General features: G+C 49.7%; 16 protein-coding genes. 7 read left to right on the top strand and 9 right to left on the bottom strand.

The features are described 5' to 3' along the window. The first annotated feature begins 98 nt into the window (after nt 1-98). From AC4IE7_RS20385 to AC4IE7_RS20375, 3 genes are all read left to right on the top strand, one after another. Nucleotides 99-1,721, top strand: coding sequence for a choice-of-anchor I family protein (locus tag AC4IE7_RS20385; RefSeq protein ID WP_490778716.1), 1,623 nt, complete (start codon nt 99-101; stop codon nt 1,719-1,721). Nucleotides 1,722-2,025: 304 nt separating this feature from the next. Then, on the top strand, nt 2,026-3,594 hold the full coding sequence (locus tag AC4IE7_RS20380; RefSeq protein ID WP_490778715.1) for an alkaline phosphatase D family protein: 1,569 nt from the start codon (nt 2,026-2,028) through the stop codon (nt 3,592-3,594). A 178-nt stretch (nt 3,595-3,772) separates the two neighbouring features. Next, entirely contained in the window at nt 3,773-4,156 is a 384-nt protein-coding gene (locus AC4IE7_RS20375; protein WP_490778714.1) for a CoA-binding protein, read from the top strand. A 336-nt stretch (nt 4,157-4,492) separates the two neighbouring features. Here AC4IE7_RS20375 and AC4IE7_RS20370 read toward each other — a convergent pair whose 3' ends face one another. The 5 genes from AC4IE7_RS20370 to AC4IE7_RS20350 are packed head-to-tail and all read right to left on the bottom strand — an operon-like array spanning nt 4,493 to nt 10,725. Then, nucleotides 4,493-4,912 (bottom strand): ExbD/TolR family protein, encoded by a 420-nt coding sequence (locus AC4IE7_RS20370; RefSeq protein WP_490778713.1) that lies wholly within the window; start codon nt 4,910-4,912, stop codon nt 4,493-4,495. Between the two features lies 1 nt (nt 4,913). After that, nucleotides 4,914-5,585: a MotA/TolQ/ExbB proton channel family protein gene (locus AC4IE7_RS20365; protein WP_490778712.1), complete on the bottom strand. Its 672-nt coding sequence runs from the start codon at nt 5,583-5,585 to the stop codon at nt 4,914-4,916. Between the two features lie 3 nt (nt 5,586-5,588). Continuing rightward, the gene (locus AC4IE7_RS20360; protein ID WP_490778711.1) at nt 5,589-6,383 is read right to left on the bottom strand and encodes an energy transducer TonB; all 795 of its coding nucleotides are present in this window, start codon (nt 6,381-6,383) and stop codon (nt 5,589-5,591) included. Continuing rightward, a complete protein-coding gene (locus AC4IE7_RS20355) occupies nt 6,358-8,214 on the bottom strand; it encodes a phytase (protein WP_490778710.1) in 1,857 nt (618 codons plus the stop codon). The genes AC4IE7_RS20360 and AC4IE7_RS20355 overlap by 26 nt, the downstream gene beginning before the upstream one ends. Further along, entirely contained in the window at nt 8,215-10,725 is a 2,511-nt protein-coding gene (locus AC4IE7_RS20350) for a TonB-dependent receptor (RefSeq protein WP_490778709.1), read from the bottom strand. A 469-nt stretch (nt 10,726-11,194) separates the two neighbouring features. Here AC4IE7_RS20350 and AC4IE7_RS20345 point away from each other — a divergent pair, with 469 nt between their 5' ends. The 3 genes from AC4IE7_RS20345 to AC4IE7_RS20335 all read left to right on the top strand — a co-directional run bounded on the left by AC4IE7_RS20345 (nt 11,195) and on the right by AC4IE7_RS20335 (nt 13,433). After that, entirely contained in the window at nt 11,195-11,347 is a 153-nt protein-coding gene (locus AC4IE7_RS20345; RefSeq protein ID WP_490778708.1) for a hypothetical protein, read from the top strand. 135 nt (nt 11,348-11,482) lie between these two features. Next, nucleotides 11,483-12,388: a diguanylate cyclase domain-containing protein gene (locus AC4IE7_RS20340; RefSeq protein ID WP_490778707.1), complete on the top strand. Its 906-nt coding sequence runs from the start codon at nt 11,483-11,485 to the stop codon at nt 12,386-12,388. A 4-nt stretch (nt 12,389-12,392) separates the two neighbouring features. Further along, nucleotides 12,393-13,433, top strand: a complete 1,041-nt coding sequence (locus tag AC4IE7_RS20335; protein WP_490778706.1) for an AraC family transcriptional regulator — start codon at nt 12,393-12,395, stop codon at nt 13,431-13,433. A gap of 765 nt (nt 13,434-14,198) precedes the next feature. On the opposite strand, the gene AC4IE7_RS20330 is transcribed toward AC4IE7_RS20335, so the two are convergent. From AC4IE7_RS20330 to AC4IE7_RS20315, 4 genes are all read right to left on the bottom strand, one after another. Further along, nucleotides 14,199-16,514: an ATP-binding protein gene (locus AC4IE7_RS20330; RefSeq protein ID WP_490778705.1), complete on the bottom strand. Its 2,316-nt coding sequence runs from the start codon at nt 16,512-16,514 to the stop codon at nt 14,199-14,201. Continuing rightward, complete coding sequence (locus AC4IE7_RS20325) at nt 16,514-17,068, bottom strand: YfiR family protein (protein ID WP_490778704.1); 555 nt, start codon at nt 17,066-17,068, stop codon at nt 16,514-16,516. The genes AC4IE7_RS20330 and AC4IE7_RS20325 overlap by 1 nt, the downstream gene beginning before the upstream one ends. Before the next feature lie 287 nt (nt 17,069-17,355). After that, a complete protein-coding gene (locus AC4IE7_RS20320; RefSeq protein ID WP_490778703.1) occupies nt 17,356-19,317 on the bottom strand; it encodes a TonB-dependent receptor plug domain-containing protein in 1,962 nt (653 codons plus the stop codon). Between the two features lie 587 nt (nt 19,318-19,904). Further along, nucleotides 19,905-21,071 carry a YbfB/YjiJ family MFS transporter gene (locus AC4IE7_RS20315; RefSeq protein WP_490778702.1) on the bottom strand — a complete coding sequence of 389 codons (1,167 nt, stop codon included), beginning with the start codon at nt 21,069-21,071 and terminating at the stop codon, nt 19,905-19,907. A 97-nt stretch (nt 21,072-21,168) separates the two neighbouring features. Here AC4IE7_RS20315 and AC4IE7_RS20310 point away from each other — a divergent pair, with 97 nt between their 5' ends. Further along, on the top strand, nt 21,169-22,047 hold the full coding sequence (locus tag AC4IE7_RS20310) for a LysR family transcriptional regulator (protein WP_490778701.1): 879 nt from the start codon (nt 21,169-21,171) through the stop codon (nt 22,045-22,047). Nucleotides 22,048-22,176: the final 129 nt, after the last annotated feature.

The following is a 22,176-nucleotide window of genomic DNA, read 5'->3' as shown; positions in this document are numbered from 1 at the left end:
TATTGATTAGGTCATTTGCATAAAAACTAAATATTATTGTCACATTCACAAGATATCCTCGATGCGTTTTAACAATAACAACATCTCAGGAGAATTCCATGAAGATATCTGTCTTAGCCGCCGCCCTCAGCTTCTCGCTTTCGGGCATGGCAATCGCAGAAGATGTGCATAAACTCGATCTCAGCTTAAACGTCATCGGTCAGCACCAAACTGGTGTGTTTGACGATAGCGCCTCCGAGATAGTCGCGCATGATCCGGGCAGTCAGCGTCTATTTGCCGTCAATGCGAGCGCAGCCAGTGTCGACGTGTTGGATATCAACGACCCAACCAATCCCTTGCAGATAGGCATGATTGATGCGACCGAACTCGGCGCAAGCGCTAACAGTGTCGCGGTACACAAGGGAGTCGTCGCTGTTGCCATCGAGGCTGAAGACAAGCAGTCACCCGGTCTTGTGGCATTTTATAACACCATTGATCTAGGACTGATCGGCACTATCCAGGTGGGCGCGCTCCCCGACATGTTAACCTTTACTCCGAATGGTAAATATCTCCTGGTGGCCAACGAAGGAGAGCCTAATGATGACTATAGTGTCGACCCCGAGGGTTCCGTCAGTATCATCGACCTGAGACACGGCATCGCTCATGCCAAGGTCAGAACCGCTGACTTTAAGCGATTCAATAAGAGAGCAGAAAAACTCAAGAAACGCGGTATACGAATTTTCGGGCCCGGCGCCACGGTGGCACAGGATCTGGAGCCGGAATACATCGCGGTTTCAAAAAATTCCCGCAAAGCCTGGGTCAGCCTGCAGGAGGCTAATGCCCTGGCCGTGATCAATATCCCCCAAGCCAAAGTGGTAGCACTGCAACCATTGGGTACCAAAGACCACAGTCTGCCGGCGAATGCACTGGATGTCAGCAACAAGGATGACGTAATCAACATCGCCAACTGGCCAATCAAAGGTATGTACCAACCCGATGCAATCGCCAGCTACAGATTCCATGGTCGGACCTATATCGTGACTGCCAATGAGGGTGACAGTCGTGACTATGATGGCTTTAGCGAAGAGGCGCGGGTCAAGGATCTTGATCTTGACCCAATTGTTTTCCCAAATGCCGATGCACTGCAGGATAGCGCTGCACTCGGCCGCCTCAAAACAACCACAGTCAACGGCGACATTGATGGTGATGGGGATTTCGACGAGATCTACAGCTACGGCGCTCGCTCCTTTTCGATCCGCAACGCCAACGGCAAACTGATCTATGACTCTGCTGATGACTTCGAGCGCATTACAGCAGAGTTGCTGCCCGACAATTTCAATAGCAACAACGACGACAACGACTCTTTTGACAGTCGTTCCGATGATAAAGGCCCCGAACCTGAGGGTGTCGCTATCGGCAAAGTCGAGGATCACCAGTTCGCATTTATCGGTCTGGAGCGTCTCGGTGGGATTATGGTCTACGACATCACCAATCCCCATCAGGTGACATTCGTCGACTATCTGAACAACCGTGACTTCAGTGTCGATGCAGAGCTGGAGAGTGGTGTCAGCAACCCACTCGCTGGCGACCTAGGCCCTGAGGGAATCACCTTCATCGACGAGGATGACAGCCCCATCGAAAAGCCACTTCTCGTAGTCGGTAACGAAGTAAGTGGTACCACTACCCTCTACGCCATCGAGGTAAATGAGGAAGAGGACAAAGATCTGGAAGAAGATGATTAACTGGCGTTAAGAGAATAAAAAATGGGTCAGGGATAAAGGAACTACACTTCATTCGAAGGGGCTGCTTGCAGCCCCTTTTTTTTAGTGTGGTGCGTCATACTAATCCAGTTTGCCTTAACAGCACTCCTCTTCCAGCTGAACCCCGAAGGGGGCGGACTGATTAATCGTTGTTTCTTCAGAACGACATACTCACTACTTATAACCAACACAAAAAGTTCTTTGGGTCTTCATTCCCAAGTCACAGAGTCCCTTTCTAATCTTCAACTCTTCTTTTGAACGACCAATCTTTTTGGAGGAGTTAAGCATGTCCTTAAGAACAAAGTTGACAGGCGTGGTGGCATTGACAGCACTGAGCGCCGCATTGAATCTGATGGCCGCACCAGTTATCGAGCAGGGGATTCAGATCGGTGATGTGACCGCTGACGGCAGCGCTATCATCTGGAGCCGCGCCGATCGTCCGTCGCGCATGATGGTGGAGTTCGCCTATAACGAGAGCTTTGCCGATTCCGTGTTGGTGCGTGGTCCCTACGCCACCCCCGAAAGCGACTACACCGCCCGCCAGGATCTGACTGAGCTGGCGGCCGGCGAAGAGGTCTACGTCAAGGTCTGGTTCGAGGATTTGAGTAACGAACGCGACCCGAGTGAGCCGGTCTACGGCCAGTTCAGAATCCCAGACAAAAAGGACAGCGTGCGCTTCGTCTGGGGCGGTGACACCGCCGGTCAGGGTTGGGGTATCAACGAAGATTTCGGCGGCATGAAGATCTATGAGCAGATGCGCAAGGTTGAGCCTGACTTTTTCATCCACAATGGCGACAGTGTCTACTCCGACGGCCCCATCAAAGATATCGTGGTAGCCGAGAACGGTGAGATCTGGACCAACCTGGTCACCCCCGAGGTGAGCAAAGTGGCAGAGACCCTGGAGGAGTTCCGCGGCCGCTACAAATACAACCTGCTGGATGAGAACCTGCGTCGCTTCAACGCTGAAGTACCCCAGATCTGGCAGTGGGACGATCACGAAGTGGTCAACAACTGGTCCGATGCTAAAGACCTGGAAAGTGACGATCGGTACACGGTCAAAGAGGTGCCTCAGCTGGTGGCCCACGCCACCCGTGCCTTTCACGAGTACGCGCCCCTACGCCCCCACTGCGCAGAAGAGTCAGATCGCATCTACCGCAAGATCTCCTACGGCAAGCTGCTGGACGTCTTCGTTATCGACATGCGCAGCTATCGCGGTCCCAACACCGACAACCTGCAGCTGGAAGAGAGTGAAGAGACCGCTATCCTCGGCGAGGATCAGCTGAACTGGTTGATGGACGCCCTGGAAGAGTCGAAGGCGGTGTGGAAGGTCATCTCCTCCGACATGCCCATCGGCCTCAACGTGAGCGACGACTATGTCAACAACCCGCCACAGCGCTGGGAAGCGGTAGCCAACGGTAACGACGGCCCCGCCCTGGGTCGCGAGCTGGAGATCGCCCGACTGCTGCACTTTATCAAAGAGGAGAAGATCCGCAACACCGTCTGGCTGACCGCTGATGTGCACTATGCTGCGGCCCACTACTACAATCCGAGAAAAGCGGCCACCGATGACTTTACCCCCTTCTGGGAGTTCGTTGCAGGACCGCTCAACGCGGGTACCTTCGGCCCCAACTCCACCGACGGCACCTTCGGTCCTGAAGTGGTCTTCACCAAGGCCCCGCCCGAGGGTCAGGCCAATCTGTCACCCTACGCAGGGCTACAGTTCTTTGGACAGGTCGACATCAACCGCAAGACCAGGGCAATGACTGTACGACTGAAAGACATCTATGGCGACACCCTCTTCAAGCAGGAGCTCAGAGCCGGGAAGCTGGAACATCATGAGAAAGATGATGATTAATTGACCGATCGATAGCTGCGGTTTCACAAAGCCCGGTGGTAGACGCCATCGGGTTTTTTGTTGAGTGAAATCAATATGAGTTTGGAACGGTCAACTGATCTATTTAAGTTTACTAACCAGAACGTAAGTGAGTAAAAGTGATAGAGTAGTAACCAGAGTAAGCCACACAAACCCCATCATGAAACCAACCAATCACGCAGACCGCCATGTAGTGGTTCTTGGCGCTAGCACTAAGCCCATGCGCTACTCGAACCAGGCGGTGCGCCGACTGCTGGAGCAGGGCTATCGGGTCACTCCAGTACATCCCCGTTTCGAAGAGATCGAAGGACTCAAGGTTGCCAAAGATCTGAGTCAGGTTCCACAACCGGTGGACACCCTGACTCTCTATGTGGGCCCGGAACGCATGCGGCCCATGATCGATGACCTGATATACCTGAAACCGGATCGAGTGATCTTCAACCCGGGGAGCGAATCAGCGGAACTAAGACACCGACTGGAGCAGGCCGGCATCCACTGGCTGGAGGCCTGTACCCTGGTGATGTTGCGAATTGGTACCTTCTAAGGGTTAACTGGAACTGTCTCCGTCCCAGTGCGTCCGCGGCACTTGTGTTTCCTTTCACGTTGTTTCGGATATTTGCTGAGGGCGTCGTTGACAGGTGTTTCCCGGAGACCGCCAGTCTTATTAACCCGGCGACTAAGTATATTGTCTTCAGGGTTTCAAGCCTGCCCTTGATCAAGGCGCACCCCAAGGGCACTTCCTTCGGCGCGCGGCTCGCAGGCAATGGTTGTTCCCTTGTCAAGAGCCGCAACACCGGCATAGAGGCTAAACCCAGACACTTTCGCTACTTGGGCAAAACGGTCATCCTCTTCCTGGTTCGGTGCGTGCAAACATTTGGTCTCAATGCGTCACCTCTGGCTCGGTTATGAAACCGATATGACTCAAACCTGCGCGAGAGGCTGTTGTCATGACATCAGCGATTACTTCATAGCGTGATGACTTGTCAGCGTAGAGATGAATTTCCGTCTCCGGGCTGTGGTTTGCAAGTGCGGCAAAGCGGTTTTCGAGATCGTCAGTGACAAGGATATCGCCATCCCAATAGAGTCCACCTGCTGCGTCAATGGCGATTTCCACCTTGCTGGCTTTCTCTCGAGGCTGAGAACTGGCCTTCGGAAGATCCAGTTTGACTGCATGGGTGAGCAAGGGGGCGGTGACCATGAAGATCACCAGAAGAACCAGCATGACGTCGATCAACGGAATCATGTTGATTTCGGCTCGCGGTCCACTGCACCCTGAACTCCCCTGGTTTAGAAAAGCCATCTCAAATCCCCCGCACGCTGTTTGGCAGGGTCTGCCCGGTGACCAGGTAGTGATGCAACTCATGGGCGAAACCATCCAGTTGCGCCATCAACATCTGATTGCTGCGGGAGAAAACATTAAAAGCAAGTACAGCAGGAATGGCTACTGCCAATCCCAGCGCCGTCATGATCAGGGCCTCGCCAACCGGGCCGGCTATCTGTGCAAGGGAGGCCGCCCCTTCGATACTGATGGCGGATAGCGCATGGTGTACACCCCAGACCGTACCGAACAGACCAACGAAAGGGGAGACGGCTGCGATTGACGCCAGCAGGGTCTGGCCATTTTCAAGTCGTGTGCCTTCCTCGCCAACCACCCGGTTCATGCAGCGTAGCAGCAACTCCTCGCGGTCTGTGGCCTGTATCTCACGCACATCGGCATGGACCGAAAACGAAGCCTGTGCAAGACGTGAAAAGGGGTTGTTTGACTCTTCCGCTGGTCCTGAGCCGGTAGGATCACTCTTCCACATATTGAGGCGATAGCGGTTACTGCGGTGTTTCAGTTGCCATAGCAACAGCGACTTACCGACGATCCAGAACCATGACACCAGTGACATCAGCAGCAGTATGCAAAAAAGGGTTGCCCCCACACTATCGGTATGGGCAAAAAAATACTCGATGGGATTAAGGTCACTCATTATCTATTTCTCCAGATTAAATTGGATCGGCACCACTACCCAGGCCGCTACGTTCAGGCCGCCTTGCCGGGCCGGCACGAATCGCCATTGTTTAACTGCACTGCTGGCTGCCTGATCGAGTCGTGGGTGACCGCTACTTACCTGAATCTGCACAGTCTCGGGGTGGCCTTGGGCATCAACCCTGACCCGCAGTTGCACCTCACCCTCTTCACGCCGCTTGCGGGACATCAGTGGATATTTAGGATCTGGGTTGTGCAGATAGTCTGCATAAAACTGCGGCGCGGAGAGTCTACTCTCGCTAGCGGTGACAGCCGCCGTTTGCAATACCGTGGGGGTGTGCGATACAGGCTCGGCAACAGGTGTCCTGGGAACTTCCTGTTTTTCCACTGGCTTTGGGTGTGGCTTTCTAGTTGGCTTCACCTTGGGAGCCGGCTTCTTTGTCGCTTCAGCCTTGGTTCTGGCTGGTGGGGCTGATAGTTCCTGTATTTGTGGCGCTGGTTCCGGTGGCTGTGGTTTTGGTGACTCAGGTACGGGCGTTTCCGGTGCTGGCTGAGGTGCTGGGGTCCGCTTCTGCTCAGGGGCCTTAAGCAACATGCCGACCATAATACGGGGCTTCTGTGGCTCTGAATGTCGCATACCGGCCAGAAACATCAGTGCCGCCCCATGCAGCGCGATTACGAAGGCCAACGCTATCGCATACCGGACCCATGTGGCCAGCTCATAATCCTGAAGCTGTTGCATGACAAAGCCTACCTGACCCTTATCATCACCATCAGGGTAGATGGAGTGCCTCGGCAATCTCCTGCCATGAGACATATTTGAAGTTTTGCGCTGCATCAGGTAATCGCTTGTAGCCATCCTGCACGATCAGCATGCCATCACTGTAAGTCCGGCCAAAATTGAGTGCTGCGGCTTCCAAACCATCGGTGTCCGAAACCCCATCGATACCCAAATCAGCGTTGATACCGATACGAAATGAGCCGCGATAGGCAAACGGCGGCTCAAGATCCAGCACTGCGAAACTGCTGTCTCCCTGGCTCGATGCAATCAGATAACTTGCCTGCTGCCCACGATAGATAGCCAACCCCTCGACATCGGCGGTCAGGTGCTGACCCACCGGCAGCACAGGATGAGGCTGATCGTTGAGAGAAGCTTCCGCCCCCAGTGTCCAAATACCGTGATCCTCTTCCGCGATAAACAGGCGTTGCCGAAGATCGTCGACCACACAGCCTTCAGCAAGGCCATTCATGTTGAACCTACGTAGCTCAGTGCCGCTATATCCTTCACCATTTGCCGCTATCGCATATTGCACATAGATGCCGCTTTTATCGTTAACGAATGCCTCCAACCCACCTTGAGGCGGTTGGTAGAGACAGATGCCGTAGAGCTCCTTCTGGGTAGTCGGAATGTGCCCCGCATCGCGTAGATTGCCTTCTGCATCTATTTCGAAGACCACCAGGGTGTTTTCATCCCGTTGGGTCGCCAGTGCCAGGTCAACACTACGCCCGTCCAGATGAACCTGTTGGCGTAGGTCAACATTGTTGATCCGTCCTACATCGAGAAATTGCAGTTGATTACCCTGCAAATCGTAACTCAGCAATCCCTGTTTCTTGTCTGTGCCAAACACCCGGGAGAGAGTGGGATCAATCGGGTTGACCCACAAAGCGGGATCGTCAGCAGAATCACCTCGCTGCGCCATCGACACTGTCTGCCCCTGGGCCTCTATGATAGGTAGGGTTGCTGTTGGGTGATCTTTGACAGGCCATTGCAATGGCTCTGTCCGCCAACGACCCTGGGTACGTACTGACAACCGCCCGCTGGTTGCCAGCACGCCATCCGCATCCTTTATCCGCAGGGAACGGGCCAGGCTCCAGTGACCCTGCTGGCGCAACATCAAACTCAGGTTTTCTCCCTTGGCATCGAGTATTGCGAGGCCACTTGGTACTACGGCCAAGGCTCCAGCACCACCCGCCAATAGACCGTAAGGCCAACGCGCAACAACCAAGTGGCGTTCTGGCACCCCTTCAGCATCCGCCGGGTAGGCCCAGACGCCGAATGTTTCTTCACTGACATATAAGGTATGCGTGATGTCATCCACACGACAATGTTCGCTCCCTGGCGGTAACGCCAGGTGTCGCAACAGACGCGGCTCGGGACCGCTTAACAACCACTGTTCGGCCAAGCCATCTCGGCCGATCAGAAACAGCTGGATAAGTTGCTGGTTGTCCCTATAGAGACACTGGCTTTTTACTGAAAAGGGCTGGCCGGGCAAATGGCTGCTGTTGGTAATGATGCCCTTTGATAGATCCACATCAAGCAATACCGCCTGCTGTGTATTTTCGTCGAACACCACCACCAAGGCACCCTGTTCCGTAGGTCGGCTATCCAGATGGGCGCCGCGCAACTTGAGACTGGCGGTCTCATCTCCTCTGCCATCTACCAGATTCAGACGCTGCTTGTTGAGCGCCATCCAGTATCCACCTGATAGCGCAGCCAGTTCCCGTGCATCTTCCACACTTGTGGGAAGCCCTGCTGCAACTGGGGGGGAGATCAAGGCAAACAGTGTCATTCCTAACACTAAAAGTCGGTAACGTAACATCTGGTAGACCATCTCGAATAAGTAGAACATTTAGAAAGACGCCACTTTGATGCCCAACCGATAGGTTCGACCATAGCTTTCGTATTGGGCGTTCAGATCCTCATCGTTGGTGTAGACGTAGTATGCCTCGTCACTCAGGTTGAGCGCCTCAAACACTAGCTGTACATGACGGCCAATCCTATAGTTTGCCGAGAGATCGTATTGGGTCTGATCGTCCACATATAGATCGCCATCACTGTTGCTGATATCGCCGACCTCAAGCAGATACTCGGACTTGTGGTTGATCGCCAGACGGAGGCTGAACGGACCTTTTTCGTAGCCCAAGGTAGTGTTCAGGGTGAGATCGGACTGGCTGGGTAAGTCGATCTCCCGGGAGACCTGCTCCCCATCACTGTAACCTTTGATGCGAGCCTTCGAATCGGTGAAGGTGGCGTTTGCGGAAAACAGCAGACCATCCCAAGGCGAGGGCAGCTGCCGGAAGGTCTGGGCATAGGCCAGCTCCAGACCGCGCACTTTTGCGTTATTGCCATTGGTGTAGGTTTTGGCTTCACTGAAGTCGCTCCAGATGCCGCTACCGGCGAGGTCGGTGTTGTAGATAAAGTCATCAATCTCTTTATAGAACAGATAGGCCGACATCACTCCTGCGTAACCCATACGACGCTCGAGGCCCAGGTCCAGGTTAGTGGACGTCATAGGTTCCAAATCCGGGTTACCAAATTCCGCCTCGTCATCATCAAGGACATAGCCGGGTGCCAGCTGCTTGAAAGTCGGGCGAACCACAGAGTGAGTCCAAGCCGTGCGCACTGTGGTGTCGTTGTCGAGATCGACGCGTAGCTGAAGATCCGGCAACCAGTTGTGATAGCGATGATCCGCCTCAACGTCAACCAGAGCACCGTCATTCACGCCGGTACCTTTGGCGTTGAAGTCCGTGCCTTCGTAACGGACACCGGCGAGCAGTCGCCACATCCCCTGACTGAAGGTGTTCTGCACGTAGGCGGCATCGATATCTTCGTTCATGGTGAAGTCATCGATGCGCGAGTCCTCTTCATCCAGGTAGGCCGAGCGGTCGATAGTGTCAATAAAATCATCTATCGCTCCAGCGCTGATGCCTGGGCCGAAATCACCATGCGGATAGTCAACGCTGTCAGAGGTGTAGTTGGTCAGCGACGGGTTACCGAAATCATCGCCATCGATCTTCCAAGCGGTGTATTCGTTGCTCTTCTCACGTCGGCTGATTTTGGCGCCAAACTTGAGTTCGTTATCCAGTCCGCCGAGTACAAAATAGCGCTCCAGATCGAAATGCAGATTGTGTTCGGAGTCCTCAGTGTATTGATCCGCCATCTTGATAGAGTCCAACTCATAGTCGGCAGCGGAATTGATGGCAGCATCACCGATCAGCTCCGGCTTTCTGGTATCGGTGAACCCGGCCTGATAGGTCTCGCTGGACTTGAACTTGGCGGAAGAGATGTAGTTCGGCGTGTCCTGGTCCGCTTTACTGATGCCAACCCCCAGGCCCAGGTCCCACTCGCCGATAGTGCGATCCATACCCAACTGGAAGGAGTGGATGTCGTGGGTCTCCTTGCGGGATTTGAGTTCGCGCGACGACTCGGTGTCACCCAAGCTTCCCTCAGTCTGCGGATCGTCGAATTCTATGTTGTGGCGCTGCCGTGTCTCTTCGTCTGAATAGCTACTGAACATCGAATTCAGATAGTAGGAAGCACCGGCCTGAGGACGATATTCAATATTGAACACTCCCCCCAGGCGTTCGCGGGTAATCTGGTAGTCGCGTCGCTCGAACTCCTCCAGGGCAGGTGTAGCACCGGACTGATCCCAGGCACCACCGGTCTCGGTATTGTCTGACCCGAACTCCCGGGTATCAGAGCTGATGCCTGCAGCGATGCCGAGTTTGTCGTCAGCAAACAGATCACTCCAGGCAGCAGAACCATAGGGACTGGTCTTATCAATGTTGGTATTGTTACTCCCACCACCCTCTAGTGAATAGAACAGGCCTTTGTGGTCGAAGGCAGATATGGTCTTCACATCGATGGTGCCACCGATTGAGTTGGCATCCTGATCCGGAGTCAAAGTTTTGGATATCTCCAGCGAGCTGATCAAGCCCGATGGCAATACATCGAGGGCAACAGCACGTGAGTCGCTCTCCGGTGACGGCACCAGACTGCCATTGATAGTGACCGAATTCATATCCGGCGCCATACCACGAATCCGCACATAGCGACCTTCTCCCTGATCACGTTCAATGGAGACGCCGGGAAGACGCTGCAACGCCTCGGCAGCATTAGTATCCGGCAACTGTCCGATGTCGTCGGCATGCACAGCGCTGACAATATTGTCGGCCATTTGCTGTACATCGAGTGCGCTATCCATGCTGGCGGCCTGGCCGGTAACCTGTATTGTCTCGAGTACCTGGGTATCTTCATCTGCCCAGAGCTGCCCGCTAACTGCGGTGGCCACGGCAATGGCAAGAGCCTTACGGCAGAAAACAGCTGTTCGCTGCGAGTTTGTCACTATATTTGCGTGCATCCTACTTCTCCGATTTGACGCCGGATCGGCTCACCATCTCGAATGGCTACGCCTTGCCGTCTGGTTGACTACGGAGCGCAGGATACGCATCAATAATTTCAATTTTTTGACATACCAAACTCATCGAACACTAAAAATCAGTGACTTAGCGTTGCGCGGACATGAATGTGAGCCTATATGCCTTACCTCGCATCGATTTATAAACAACCCGAAACCGTAGCGAGATAAGTGCAGCTGGCAGCAGGATAAAATTTGAGATATCCGACCACTGCTGCCCCACTAACTTTAACCATTACGGTTGTAACTGATTCATTGCTGTTGATTTCTATTGATGATTGAGACATGAAAAAGCATCGTAAAGCAGAGGATCACGGCTAGAAAAAACTTACAAGTCATCAGTATCTTAACTAGATGGGGAGAGAAACTCCCCTCTCCCCTTGCGGGAGAGGGGCCGGGGGAGAGGGGGAGAATGAACACCCTGTTTTCAACAAAAATCAGCACAATAAAGATAAAGGATCAATGCGGTTTTATCTTTCAACCAAGTGAAGCGCTTTGCGTACACCCTCTCCCCAACCCCTCTCCCGTAAAGGGAGAGGGGCTTTTAGAGGAGATTGAAAGTTAATGGGGCAGCAGCGATATCCGACAACTAAACAGTGAGCTGATCGAACCCCCCTAACGGAAAAGGGCTCCAAATGTCGCGGATTTGTCATAAACAGGATCTAACATGCCAGATCACCGACTCTGATATGGAATCTACATGTCATCTAACTACCGCTTCGCTCTGTTGACCATGATGCTGGTCGCCGGTCTTTGTATCTGGCTCTATGCCAGCCTTGGTACAGGCAAGCCTTTTGCGGTTTGGAAATGGGTGGACATCGCCAGTGAAGGCGGTATCGCGTTGATGTCAGCGGTATGGTCCCTGATCATACTCACAAGCCGGCCGAGTGGAAGGGTGACCACTATGCTGGCAGGGGGCTTGATTGCGATTGCGTTCGGTTCCTGGGTGGATTGTCTGGATGAATTCTTCGCCATCCCCCATGAAGTCTACTGGGACAACTGGTTGGAATCGTTGCCGACTCTGTGCGGTGTTCTGGCGTTGACCGCTGGTCTCTATCTTTGGCGTCAGGAGCAGTTCTCCCTCAACGAACACATGCAAAAGCGAGAGCGCCTGTTTCGAGATCACCGCTCATTCGATCGCATCACCCAACTGGCCAATGCCGACTATCTGCGCCGCCAGATTCGCTTGGAGCAGGAACAGAATCCCCAGCAACTCTGTGCCCTGATCCTACTCGACGTCAATCAGTTTCATCGGATCAACCGCCAATATGGTCAACCCGAAGGCGATCGACTTTTACAGGCGATCAGCCATCTGCTTCTGCTTAACATGCGCCCGGACGATCTGCTGTGCCGCTACGCCGGCGACCGATTCGCCATCCTCATGCCAGCTACCAACCAACAAGCTGTCAGCCAGGTGGCTCAGCATCTGGAGCGTGTGGTCAACCTGTTGGCGCACCATACGCGAGATCAGAGTGAGCGCATCCTGGTCTCGGTCCGCATTGCTTGTGCCGTGGCCGACTCAGAGCCTGACAAATTGCTGCATGAGTTAAATACCGCGCTGGAGCCAACACCTCCCACTGTTCTTAACGCAGCAGTGAGCACCTAGTGGCGTGACTGACTACTACCAAACCAATACCCGCTTCATTCCTGCGAATTACCAGGCGGCGCTGCTGCTCGAATATGCTCGGGACCAAGAGATAGACTGCATAGCACTATTGCGTGGTACAGGCTTACGTCCACAAGAGCTGGTCACCGAGAATAGTCTGCTAACGCCAGGCGACTACCTACAGATGTTGCAGAATCTCAGTGAAATCCTGCCGGATCGTGCCACCAGCTTTATGCTCGGCCAGCAGCTCCTGCCAGGCCATATGGGAAACATCAGTCATGCTATGCTGCATGCTCGCAACCTGCGCCAAGCACTCGATATCCTGATCCGTTACCAGGCCTGGTTAAGCCCGTTGTTGGCCCCCCATTTGATGACCCTGGGTGAGCAGACCTCGCTCTATTGGACCGACAGCTGCATCAACCACAAACTGCGTGGCTTTGTCGTCGAAATGATGATGACCGCGGTCACCGGCATGAGCCGCTGGCTTAGCGGAGTACGCCTGCCTTGGCGATACCATTTCAACCGCACCCGTCCGGCCTATATCGAGCAATATGCGGTACACCTGGGGACGGAAACCAAATTCAACGACTATTTCGATGCCATGCTTATCGACAACGACTGGCTGGACTCTCCCTGGCCACGCGGTAGTGACATGGCCATCAAGGTTGCCCTGAGTGAAGTCGAAAAAGAGAGCTCGCCATCCTTCAGTCGTCAAAGCCTGCTCTCGGCCTTGTATGACTATCTGCATGAGCGCGTTCGTCTGGCTCCCACCCTGGAAAAGAGCGCAGCCGACTTCGGCATCAGTCCAGCGACATTCAAACGACATCTGGCCCAACATGGTAGCCATTTTCAGGCAGAGTTGGATCAGGTGCGTACCCACATCACCCTACAGATGATGTCTACGCAGGGCTACAACAACGAACAAATTGCAGCATACCTGGGTTTTCACGATGCCAACAATTTTCGACGTTCCTTCAAACGCTGGACCGGACTCACACCCTCAGTGCTTCGGATCCATCTGCTTCAACCCAGTATCATCAAATAAAGAAGTGTCATAGTTAATTTCCGACCAATATGTGGACTCCGCATCTCTATTCTCAAGTTTTTGGCTATTGTCAATAATAATGATCTTGTGTTGTTTAAAATATATATAAAACCACTGTTGTCCAGCTTACTTTAACCATCTTGGTTGTATCTGATTAATTGATATTGGTTTCTATTGGTGATTGAGAATTGGGATATGAAAAAGCATCAGTAGCAGAGGATCACAGCTAGAAAAAACTTACAAATCATCAGTATTATAAATAGGTGGGGAGAGAAACTCCCCTCACCCCTTGCGGGAGAGGGGCCGGGGGAGAGGGGGAGAATGAACACCCTATTTTTCTTCAACAATCAGCAAGATAAATATGAACGATCAATGCGGTTTTATCTTTCAATCATATGAAACGCTTCGCGTACACCCTCTCCCCAACCCCTCTCCCGTAAAGGGAGAGGGGCTTTTTAGTTGTTCTGAGAAGATTGAAAGTTAATGGGACATTAGCAGTGATATAAAACAACACTGATGAGGTTCAGAATATAGAAAGAAAATTAGATGAAATATTAATTTGGAAATATCATTTTAAAGAATGGTTGGCATAAAATAGTTTCAGCAGGAACGAATCGTTTAATGCTAGCAGGCCCTAGTATGACGCACCACACTAGAGCACTGCTATCCAGTTCTCAATGTGGGAATAGCCAATCGATGCATGTCACCTTTTGATCAAGAATATGCTTGAAACTCTGAAAGTGAACAATCTGGTCGCCGGGTATATTAAGCCCTGAAGTGTGTATTGAATCTCTTAATTTGAGAAAGAAGTGCAGAAACGCCGTTATCAATTAGATCTTCTGGTTGGTGTTGACGCTTCATGATCGATTTAAGATACATCGCTTTACTGTGAATGGAGGTCGCGCCGCTACTGCTTGCAGATCCCGCGAGTTTATGAATAGCTTGATATAGTGTTGTGGTGTCATTTTCTGCGGATGCTTTGCGAATTGAAGTTTCAATAACAGGCAGCATAGCGAGGAACTCTTTCAGTATCAAACGAGCCGCCTTCTGATTGCCTGCTACACTTGCAAGCGCGACATCCCGGTCATAGACAGGGGTTTCGGCAGAGATTCTTGGTTGAGAGGGGGCTGGCTTAGTCTGGTAATTAACGTTATCGCACCATTTGGCAATAATTGCGTAGAGTTGTTCTGGTAGATAGGGTTTAGCAAGCATGTCATTCATACCAGCGTCAGCAACTTCCAGGCGTTTCTCAGGTAATACATGCGCTGTTACAGCAATAATTGGTGTCTTCTCAGTGGCTGAATTTTCTTTACGCAGCTCTTTTGCTGCCTCGATTCCACTCATGACCGGCATTTCCAGGTCTAGTAAAATCAGATCAAAACGTTTATCAGCAATCGTTTTCATCGCATCAACTGCACTCTTTTCGGCAACTACATTAGCGCCTTCGTTGATGAGTAGGGTCTTAGCTAACATTAGATTAACGTTACTGTCATCGACTACCAGGATATTCATATCCTGCAAAAGAGCACCATGGGATAGCGCTGGTGTTGGCTGGTCATTTGAGACGGAGGGTACGAGGGATAAACTATGCTTTTTTTCTTTTTGGGGTTTTGTTAGATAGATTGATATGGTAAAGGTTGACCCTTCACCTAATGTACTCTCCAGCGAGATGCTGCCACCCATAAGATTGACCAGTCGTTTAGCGATAACCAGGCCTAAACCTGTGCCGCCGTAGTGGCGGGTGATTGAACCATCGCATTGTTGAAATGGTTGAAAAAGTTGATCCTGTTGTTGTTGGGAAATTCCTATACCACTGTCTTGAATGGTGATCTGTAACCCGACTCTATCATTTTTTTGTGTCTGTTTTTGGATGTTTACTGAAACCTGGCCATGGTCCGTAAACTTGATTGCATTACCAACAAGATTTATCAGAATCTGTCTTAAACGGGATGGGTCACCATATAAAACATGTGGGATATCATCTGCAATATTTGTGGAAAGATTAAGACCCTTTTCCGCGGCCTTAGGTGTAAACAGAACATGTACACTGTTAAGCATTGACGCCAATGAAAAGTTACTGTTTTCCAGCTTGACTTTTCCAGCTTCCATTTTTGAGAAGTCTAGAATATCGTCAATAATATCGAGCAAGCTATTTGCTGAACTGGTAATGATTCGAAGATACTCTAGCTGTCTTTCATTCAGCTCCGTTTTTTCGAGAAGATGTGCGAATCCGATAACACCACTCATAGGTGTGCGAATCTCATGGCTCATGGTGGCCAGGAAGTCACTCTTAGCCTGACTGGCTGCTTCAGCACCCTCTTTCGCCCACTCCAGTTCCTGGGTGCGTTCTGCTACCAGATGCTCCAAGTCTTGTTGATAGGTAGTCAATTCATGATCATATGACTCGATTTTATCAAGCATTACATTAAATTCATCTACCAAAGTGCCAAGTTCATCATTACTGATTCTTTTAGCACGTTTGCTGAAGTCACGTTCAGAGGTGACGGCACCCATTGTTGTAAGTAGCTGTCTAACAGGAACAGAAACAAATTTTTGAAAATAGTTGGATAGCAGTAGTGCGAATAACATCGAGAGTATGAATACTCCCAGAATTAAAAGCGATTGTTGAACTAAGGTGGAACGTACATTGCTCATGTCACCAACGATTACAAAGTAGCCAATTAACTCTTCATCTAGGATGATAGGCTCTTCGACCGCAACCCACCCAAACAGAGATTGATTGTCGCTGATATCAGTTTCAGTCTCAGATTGAGAGCTATGATACTCAGCGAAAACTTTACGATTAAGGTTGAGTATTTTTGCATTTACTACACTGTGTTGGGTGGCAAGTGTTGAAAGAATATCTTCAGCCGTTTCTTGATCACGAAATGCAATCGCAGCGCTACTGTTAGCGCCTAATAACTTGGCTAGAGTCTGTAGTTTTGTAATGGCCTCTCCCTGAGCTGAATTGAATTCAAAGGCCATGAATAGAAAAAGACTGAGCAGGAGTACAGAGGCTGCTGTAGTCAGGATAATGGCTTCAATCTTCTGCTTTATAGAAGCATTGAGCAAAATATTCATTATGGAGCTTCCTCATTGATAACTGTCGCCAGGTTAAGAAGGCGAGCACTTATCTCTAAGCCAGCTGTGCGAGTTGCCATGAGATTAATGGTGAACCTGATTTTGTCATTTTGGGTTTGTAGTTTAATCATACCACCATGGTTTATGAAGTTAGGCATCTCACTGATAGTTAGAATTGAATTTAATCTAATTAATTCTAATATGTGTTGAGTCTCTTGTGGTGTTGAGTGAGCGAGATAGAGTACATTGCAACTTTTCAGACTGTTTCGTTTTTCGCTAAAATATTCTATCTTTATTGTGCGACCACGTAATGCTTTTCCATCCAGAGCATTAAGGTTATCAGAAAGGTTATCTCTGCCGATCGCACACAAAATAATTTGATTCTGTGACCCACCTGGTTGACCTTCAGGCCAGCGTGTAAACTTTGCAAAATTATAAATAAACACTGCTTTTAACAGGCTGATATTCTGTGCATCGTCCTGCGCTTCAGCTGTACAAACTGTTACGGCAGCAAATGTTAAGAATAAAATGTAGACAAACAGCCTTGTTGTCACGTTAATCAATCCAAGTCATAACTATGTTAATTGTATGTGTTCAATGCCAATGTAAAATATAATATTCAGCGAGTGCCAAAACGAATAACTGTCTAAAAAGAGGTGAATCAAAAAATACGTTTTGTCTATCGTAAATATCATTAGCGAAGATAATATCTGTATATTTAAAGTAATTTAGAGAGTAAAAAAATGCTTTTGACTAAAGTTATGGGTTAATGTCCTGCGATCAGTTTCAAGTGTCTCATTATTATTTTTCTGTTAGGCATATATAAAACTCTCCAGATTATCTATTGACCAAGGTTGTAGTTTATTTCAGCGTAGAAATTGCGCTCAGGTAGTAGTAGATCGCCAGGTATACTGCTTCGTGTGTATTCATAAGCATCGGTATCAAATAAATTGCGGATCGACGCGGCAATCTCCCAGTTTTCATTGGCTGAAAATCTGAGTGTTGTGTCGGTGATAAGATAGTCATCTAGTGTAGATCTTGTGTCATAATCTTTTCTTGTTCTTTCACCAATCCAGTTCAACTGAATATTCCAATTCCAGCTGTTAATAAAGCTCCAGTCAGCACGGATGTAGGCATCCTGTTTTGGTTCATCAACTGCGCGAAACTTACTTTCATCTTCATCTCGAATGGTGTAATTGCCGGATACTCTCAAGTTATCAGCCATTTGCCATTTCATCTCAAGCTCAATGCCATGTATTGTGTGTTTACCAATGTTGGTGAATCGGCCTGTTGTTTCACCTGGAGCGGTTACATCATCGATGAAATCAGATTGCTGATATTGGAAGAAATTAACGCCAATATTTGCATCGGGACTAAATATATATGAAAAGGCTAACTCTATTGTTTCTGAACGCTCTGGCTTGAGCTCGGAATTAGGGAGGGCATTGGAAGTTATTGTGTATAATTCCTGGTACGATGGCGGTCGAAATCCACGACCATAAAATAGCTTGGAAGTCAGATTGGATGTGGTCTCCCAAACCAGTGCCAAGCGTGGATTAAATGTTCCACCAAAGTCAGAATAGTAATCGTATCGGGCTCCTGTGGTCAGTTCCCAATCATTGGCTAGTTGCCAGATATCCTGTAAAAACAGATATTGGATTTTTCTCTTTTTCTCTGGAGCAAACGCATATCGCGTATTGCTCACTTCAACCAGCCCACTCCCAACCGGAATTGGATTGCCATCAGCTCCTATGCCACTATTTATACTCTGCTCAACATCGTATAAGTCCTGCCAAATGTATCCAGTTCCTATACGAATCGAATGCTCTTTCAAGCCATTGTATAGACCGCTTGTCTCAAATGATATTCGTCGTTCTGCTGAACGCATTTGGTTAAGAATGCCGGTGGTATTTGCATTAGATTGAGCACCAGGGGGGAGCTCTTGAAAGCCATCACCTGAAGAGTATTTGTAATCTTGGTATCGTAACTCTGCTTCAATATTCCAGTTCGGTAAAAAGTGGTCATTATTATAGAATAGGTCGGCATTTAACCGTTTATCATTTGCTTCTGTCACAGGGTCAAGAACTCCACGTCCAGTCAATCCTGTCTCTATGTCACTATGATGGGCGTAGTCCAAATTCAAGCGCCATTCAGAGTTGACTGCATATAGTCGTATCTCTTCACTCCGCCACCCATATTGTGCCCTGCCCGGAGCAAGTGAGGCGTCTGTCCCATCTCTACTGTCAGCTATTGTTTGAGCATCAGTCTCGATTTTAGGCCCATGTCCATCAGTTTTGTGGAAATCCATACTCAAACCAATATCAAAACCATCCCAGTTACTGCCGTATTGCATCCAGCCAGTATTGGTGTCAAAACTACCACTGCGGATACCTACCTTGGTCTCATTGATCTTTCCAGCTGTTTTGGTGATAACGTTGACAACGCCTGCTGAGGCATCCGCGCCAAAAAGTGCAGATCCTGGACCACGGATGATCTCAATACGTTTAATGCTACTGGTAGGTACGCCTTTCCAAAAGAATCCAAATCCCCACATCAGATCGCGCATCGAAACACCATTAATCATTAACAGTGTTTGATTAGCAGTTGCGCCTCTAAACTGAATCAATGGACGAAAACCAAAGTGGCTGGCTCTGACGTGAATTCCTGGAACACTCTCAAGGATTTCAGAGAGATTGGTTGACCCTGTAGCTCTAATATCTTCTTCAGTGATAACTGTTACAGCTGCGGGTGCTTTGGCTACGGTCTGTTTAGTATCGGTGGAAATGGTGATTTCCAGATCCATCAACTCTTCTAGGCTGAGTGATAGGAAATGATCGAGTTTTCCCTCATTCTCAGCATATGTGTCGAAACTGAGAAGAGGTAACACCGTAAAAATAATATAGTATCTGCTTGGCATATTAGCTTAGTGCTCAATAAAACCTGGTGAGATCAAGTCTGTGAGACAAACTGGGTTAAGTGATCGTGACGATCAAGTATTTGGGATTAAGACAAGGGCTGAGCGGGAAGTGCGTGCCAGTCGAATATCGTTATCTGAAGAGGTATTGTCTTTATGATTCATAGTCCTTTACGCCATAGCTGGTCATGGGTTTCTGATCCCTTGGATCGTAAGCGTCCACGATAAATCTATCGTACACAATTGCTATTGTAATTTAAAAGTAGCAGAAAGTTATCAGGGATTGATAGATTATTTGATACAGGCATAGATATTTTATCCCTCATACGCTTCTAAGGGGCATCTGGGTGTAGTGATGGGGGTAGGAAATAATATCCTGAACTACTGGTGGGTGGTTTTTTCAATACTGTGTATTAAGGGCGCCACTATTAACTGCTTATGCCCTTAAGTAGATCAGGCGAGTCAATTGCAGCGTATCAGGAGAATTCCACTCCTTTCAGCCGCCATAGAATGATTGCGCCTATCACCATCATTATTGCCGCAAAATAGAGCCCGCTTTGATAGTCACCACTATAGGCTGCTATTGCTCCAGTGATAGCAGGTGCAATAATCTGGGCAATACCATAGGAGACAGTCATCTTGCCCATCATTTTTGCAGGACGGGTAGGGTAATATCGCCCTGCCATAGTCAGAACAAGACTGACAATTCCAATAAAAGTGCCGCCAAACAATAGCGCCCCAACTAGGGCATATGTAAGCTCTGCTTCTACTACTGGCAGTAGAATCCCGACAATCTGAATTACAAATGCGATAATTAACGCATTCAGATAGCCGGTTTTGCGCGCTATAAGATCCCAGACAACACAGGCAGGGGTGGCGGCCAAACCAAGAAGTAAAAAGGTCCAGGCGCCGTTTCCCTCAAGACCAGGTATTTGATCCACGATAGCAACGATAAAAGTGGCGCTTACAACATAACCCACACCGGCACAAAAATAGGCTGCCATAAACAGATGCAGAAATAGTCTACTCGGTGGGTTGTCACTCATTACTTGCCCACTTCTAGTCAACGTTGCTGTTTCTGGGGGAGGTAACCAGCGCCATGCAGGAACGAGTAAAAACAGCCCCAATAGGGTGAGTAGCATCCACTGCTGACTCCAATCCAGGTGGGATCTCATCAATTCAACTACTGCAGCACATAGAGCGATCCCTGCGCCGATACCGGTGAAGTGAATACCCAATTCACTGCGGTGGTCATGCCGAATCAACCAATTGAGGATCAATCCTGAACCCAATAGAAGGCCTGCGGCGCTACTCAGTCCGGCAAAAAAACGCAGCAGGGACCAGATCCAGAAATTTTCCGTTAAGCCCATGCCAAAAGTGGTGACAAGCGCAACAACCAGTCCCAGGCGATATAGACGATCTTTGAGAATCAGATCACTGGTCAGTGATGCGATAATTGCACCGCAAAGGTAGCCAATATAGTTAATAGAGGCCAGCCACCCGGCTTCTGATACACCAAGGGCAGCTTGTTGTTGCATGATCGGCAGTAGAGGGGTGTAGGAGAACCGCGCAATACCCAAGGTCAATATCAGGCTGAGAATGCCTGCTCCAAGAACTTTTAAGCGTTCAGATTGTTCGTTCATTAACTCTCTCTTGAATTTATACAAGAGAACTTACATACTTCCTGGTATCAAATAAAGCGAATATTATAGAAGAAAACGTTCGGTAATGGAGAAGGGTGTGGAGTTGATATCACTGCATACATTCAGAGCGGTTGTCGAGGAGGGTGGGATTTTATCGGCTTCCCGTAAGTTGAATACAGTCCAATCCAATGTCACTACCCGGATCAAGAGATTGGAAGAAGAGTTGGATTCGGAGCTTTTTTATCGTAAAGGGCGAGGTTTGACATTGGCACCAGCCGGTCGCGTGCTGTATGACTACGCACTGCAGATTTTACAAATGGAAAATCAGGCCTCTGCCGCAGTGAGGCAAGTTGGCGAGCAATCTGGCGAATTACGTATTGGCGCAATGGAGACTTTTGCCTCGTTACGTCTGGCCCCGGCATTAATGCGGCTGCAACAGGATCACAAAGGCGTTGAGTTACGTGTCGAGACAAATACCTCATCAGCATTAGTTGAGCAGGTACTCAACCATAAACTGGATTGTGCATTTGTTGCCGGTATAGTGAATCACAGTGATCTACTTGTGTGTGATATCGGCAGAGAAGAGCTGGTTTTGGTGCGTGCAAAACATGGCCATTCTCAATCACAACTGATACTGTTTCGTGAAGGCTGCGCCTATCGTGAGCGCGCCTTGTCCTGGAGGCGGGAGAATGGTCAGCAAGTCAGTGAAATCATGGAGCTCGGGACGCTCGATGGGATACTGGGTTGTGTCGCTGTAGGGCTGGGGTATACGCTGATGCCGGCCTGGGTGGTTTCTCAAAGTCGATATGTTGAAGATCTTGTAGTTGAACGCATACCTCCGCATCTGGCTATGGTTGCAACGGTTATGGTTAGACATAAGCAGGGAGTGCCGTTGAAGGCACTTGAAACTCTGGCCCAGGCGGTGATTGAGTCAACAGAAAAAATAGATGCTGTAACAAGGTTGAAAGGGGCCTAGGGCGAATGGCACTTACTTAAGGGGATTTGTTACGTAGAACGAGAATTTTCTGAGGTAACCAAGCTATTTTGGTGGGGCAGGGCCCCACCCTACGCCCTGAATTGAACGGTAGGGTGGGGCCCTGCCCCA

The organism is Candidatus Thiodiazotropha sp. AKAK3 (assembly GCF_058244645.1).
This window is presented reverse-complemented; position numbering and strand designations above follow the sequence as displayed.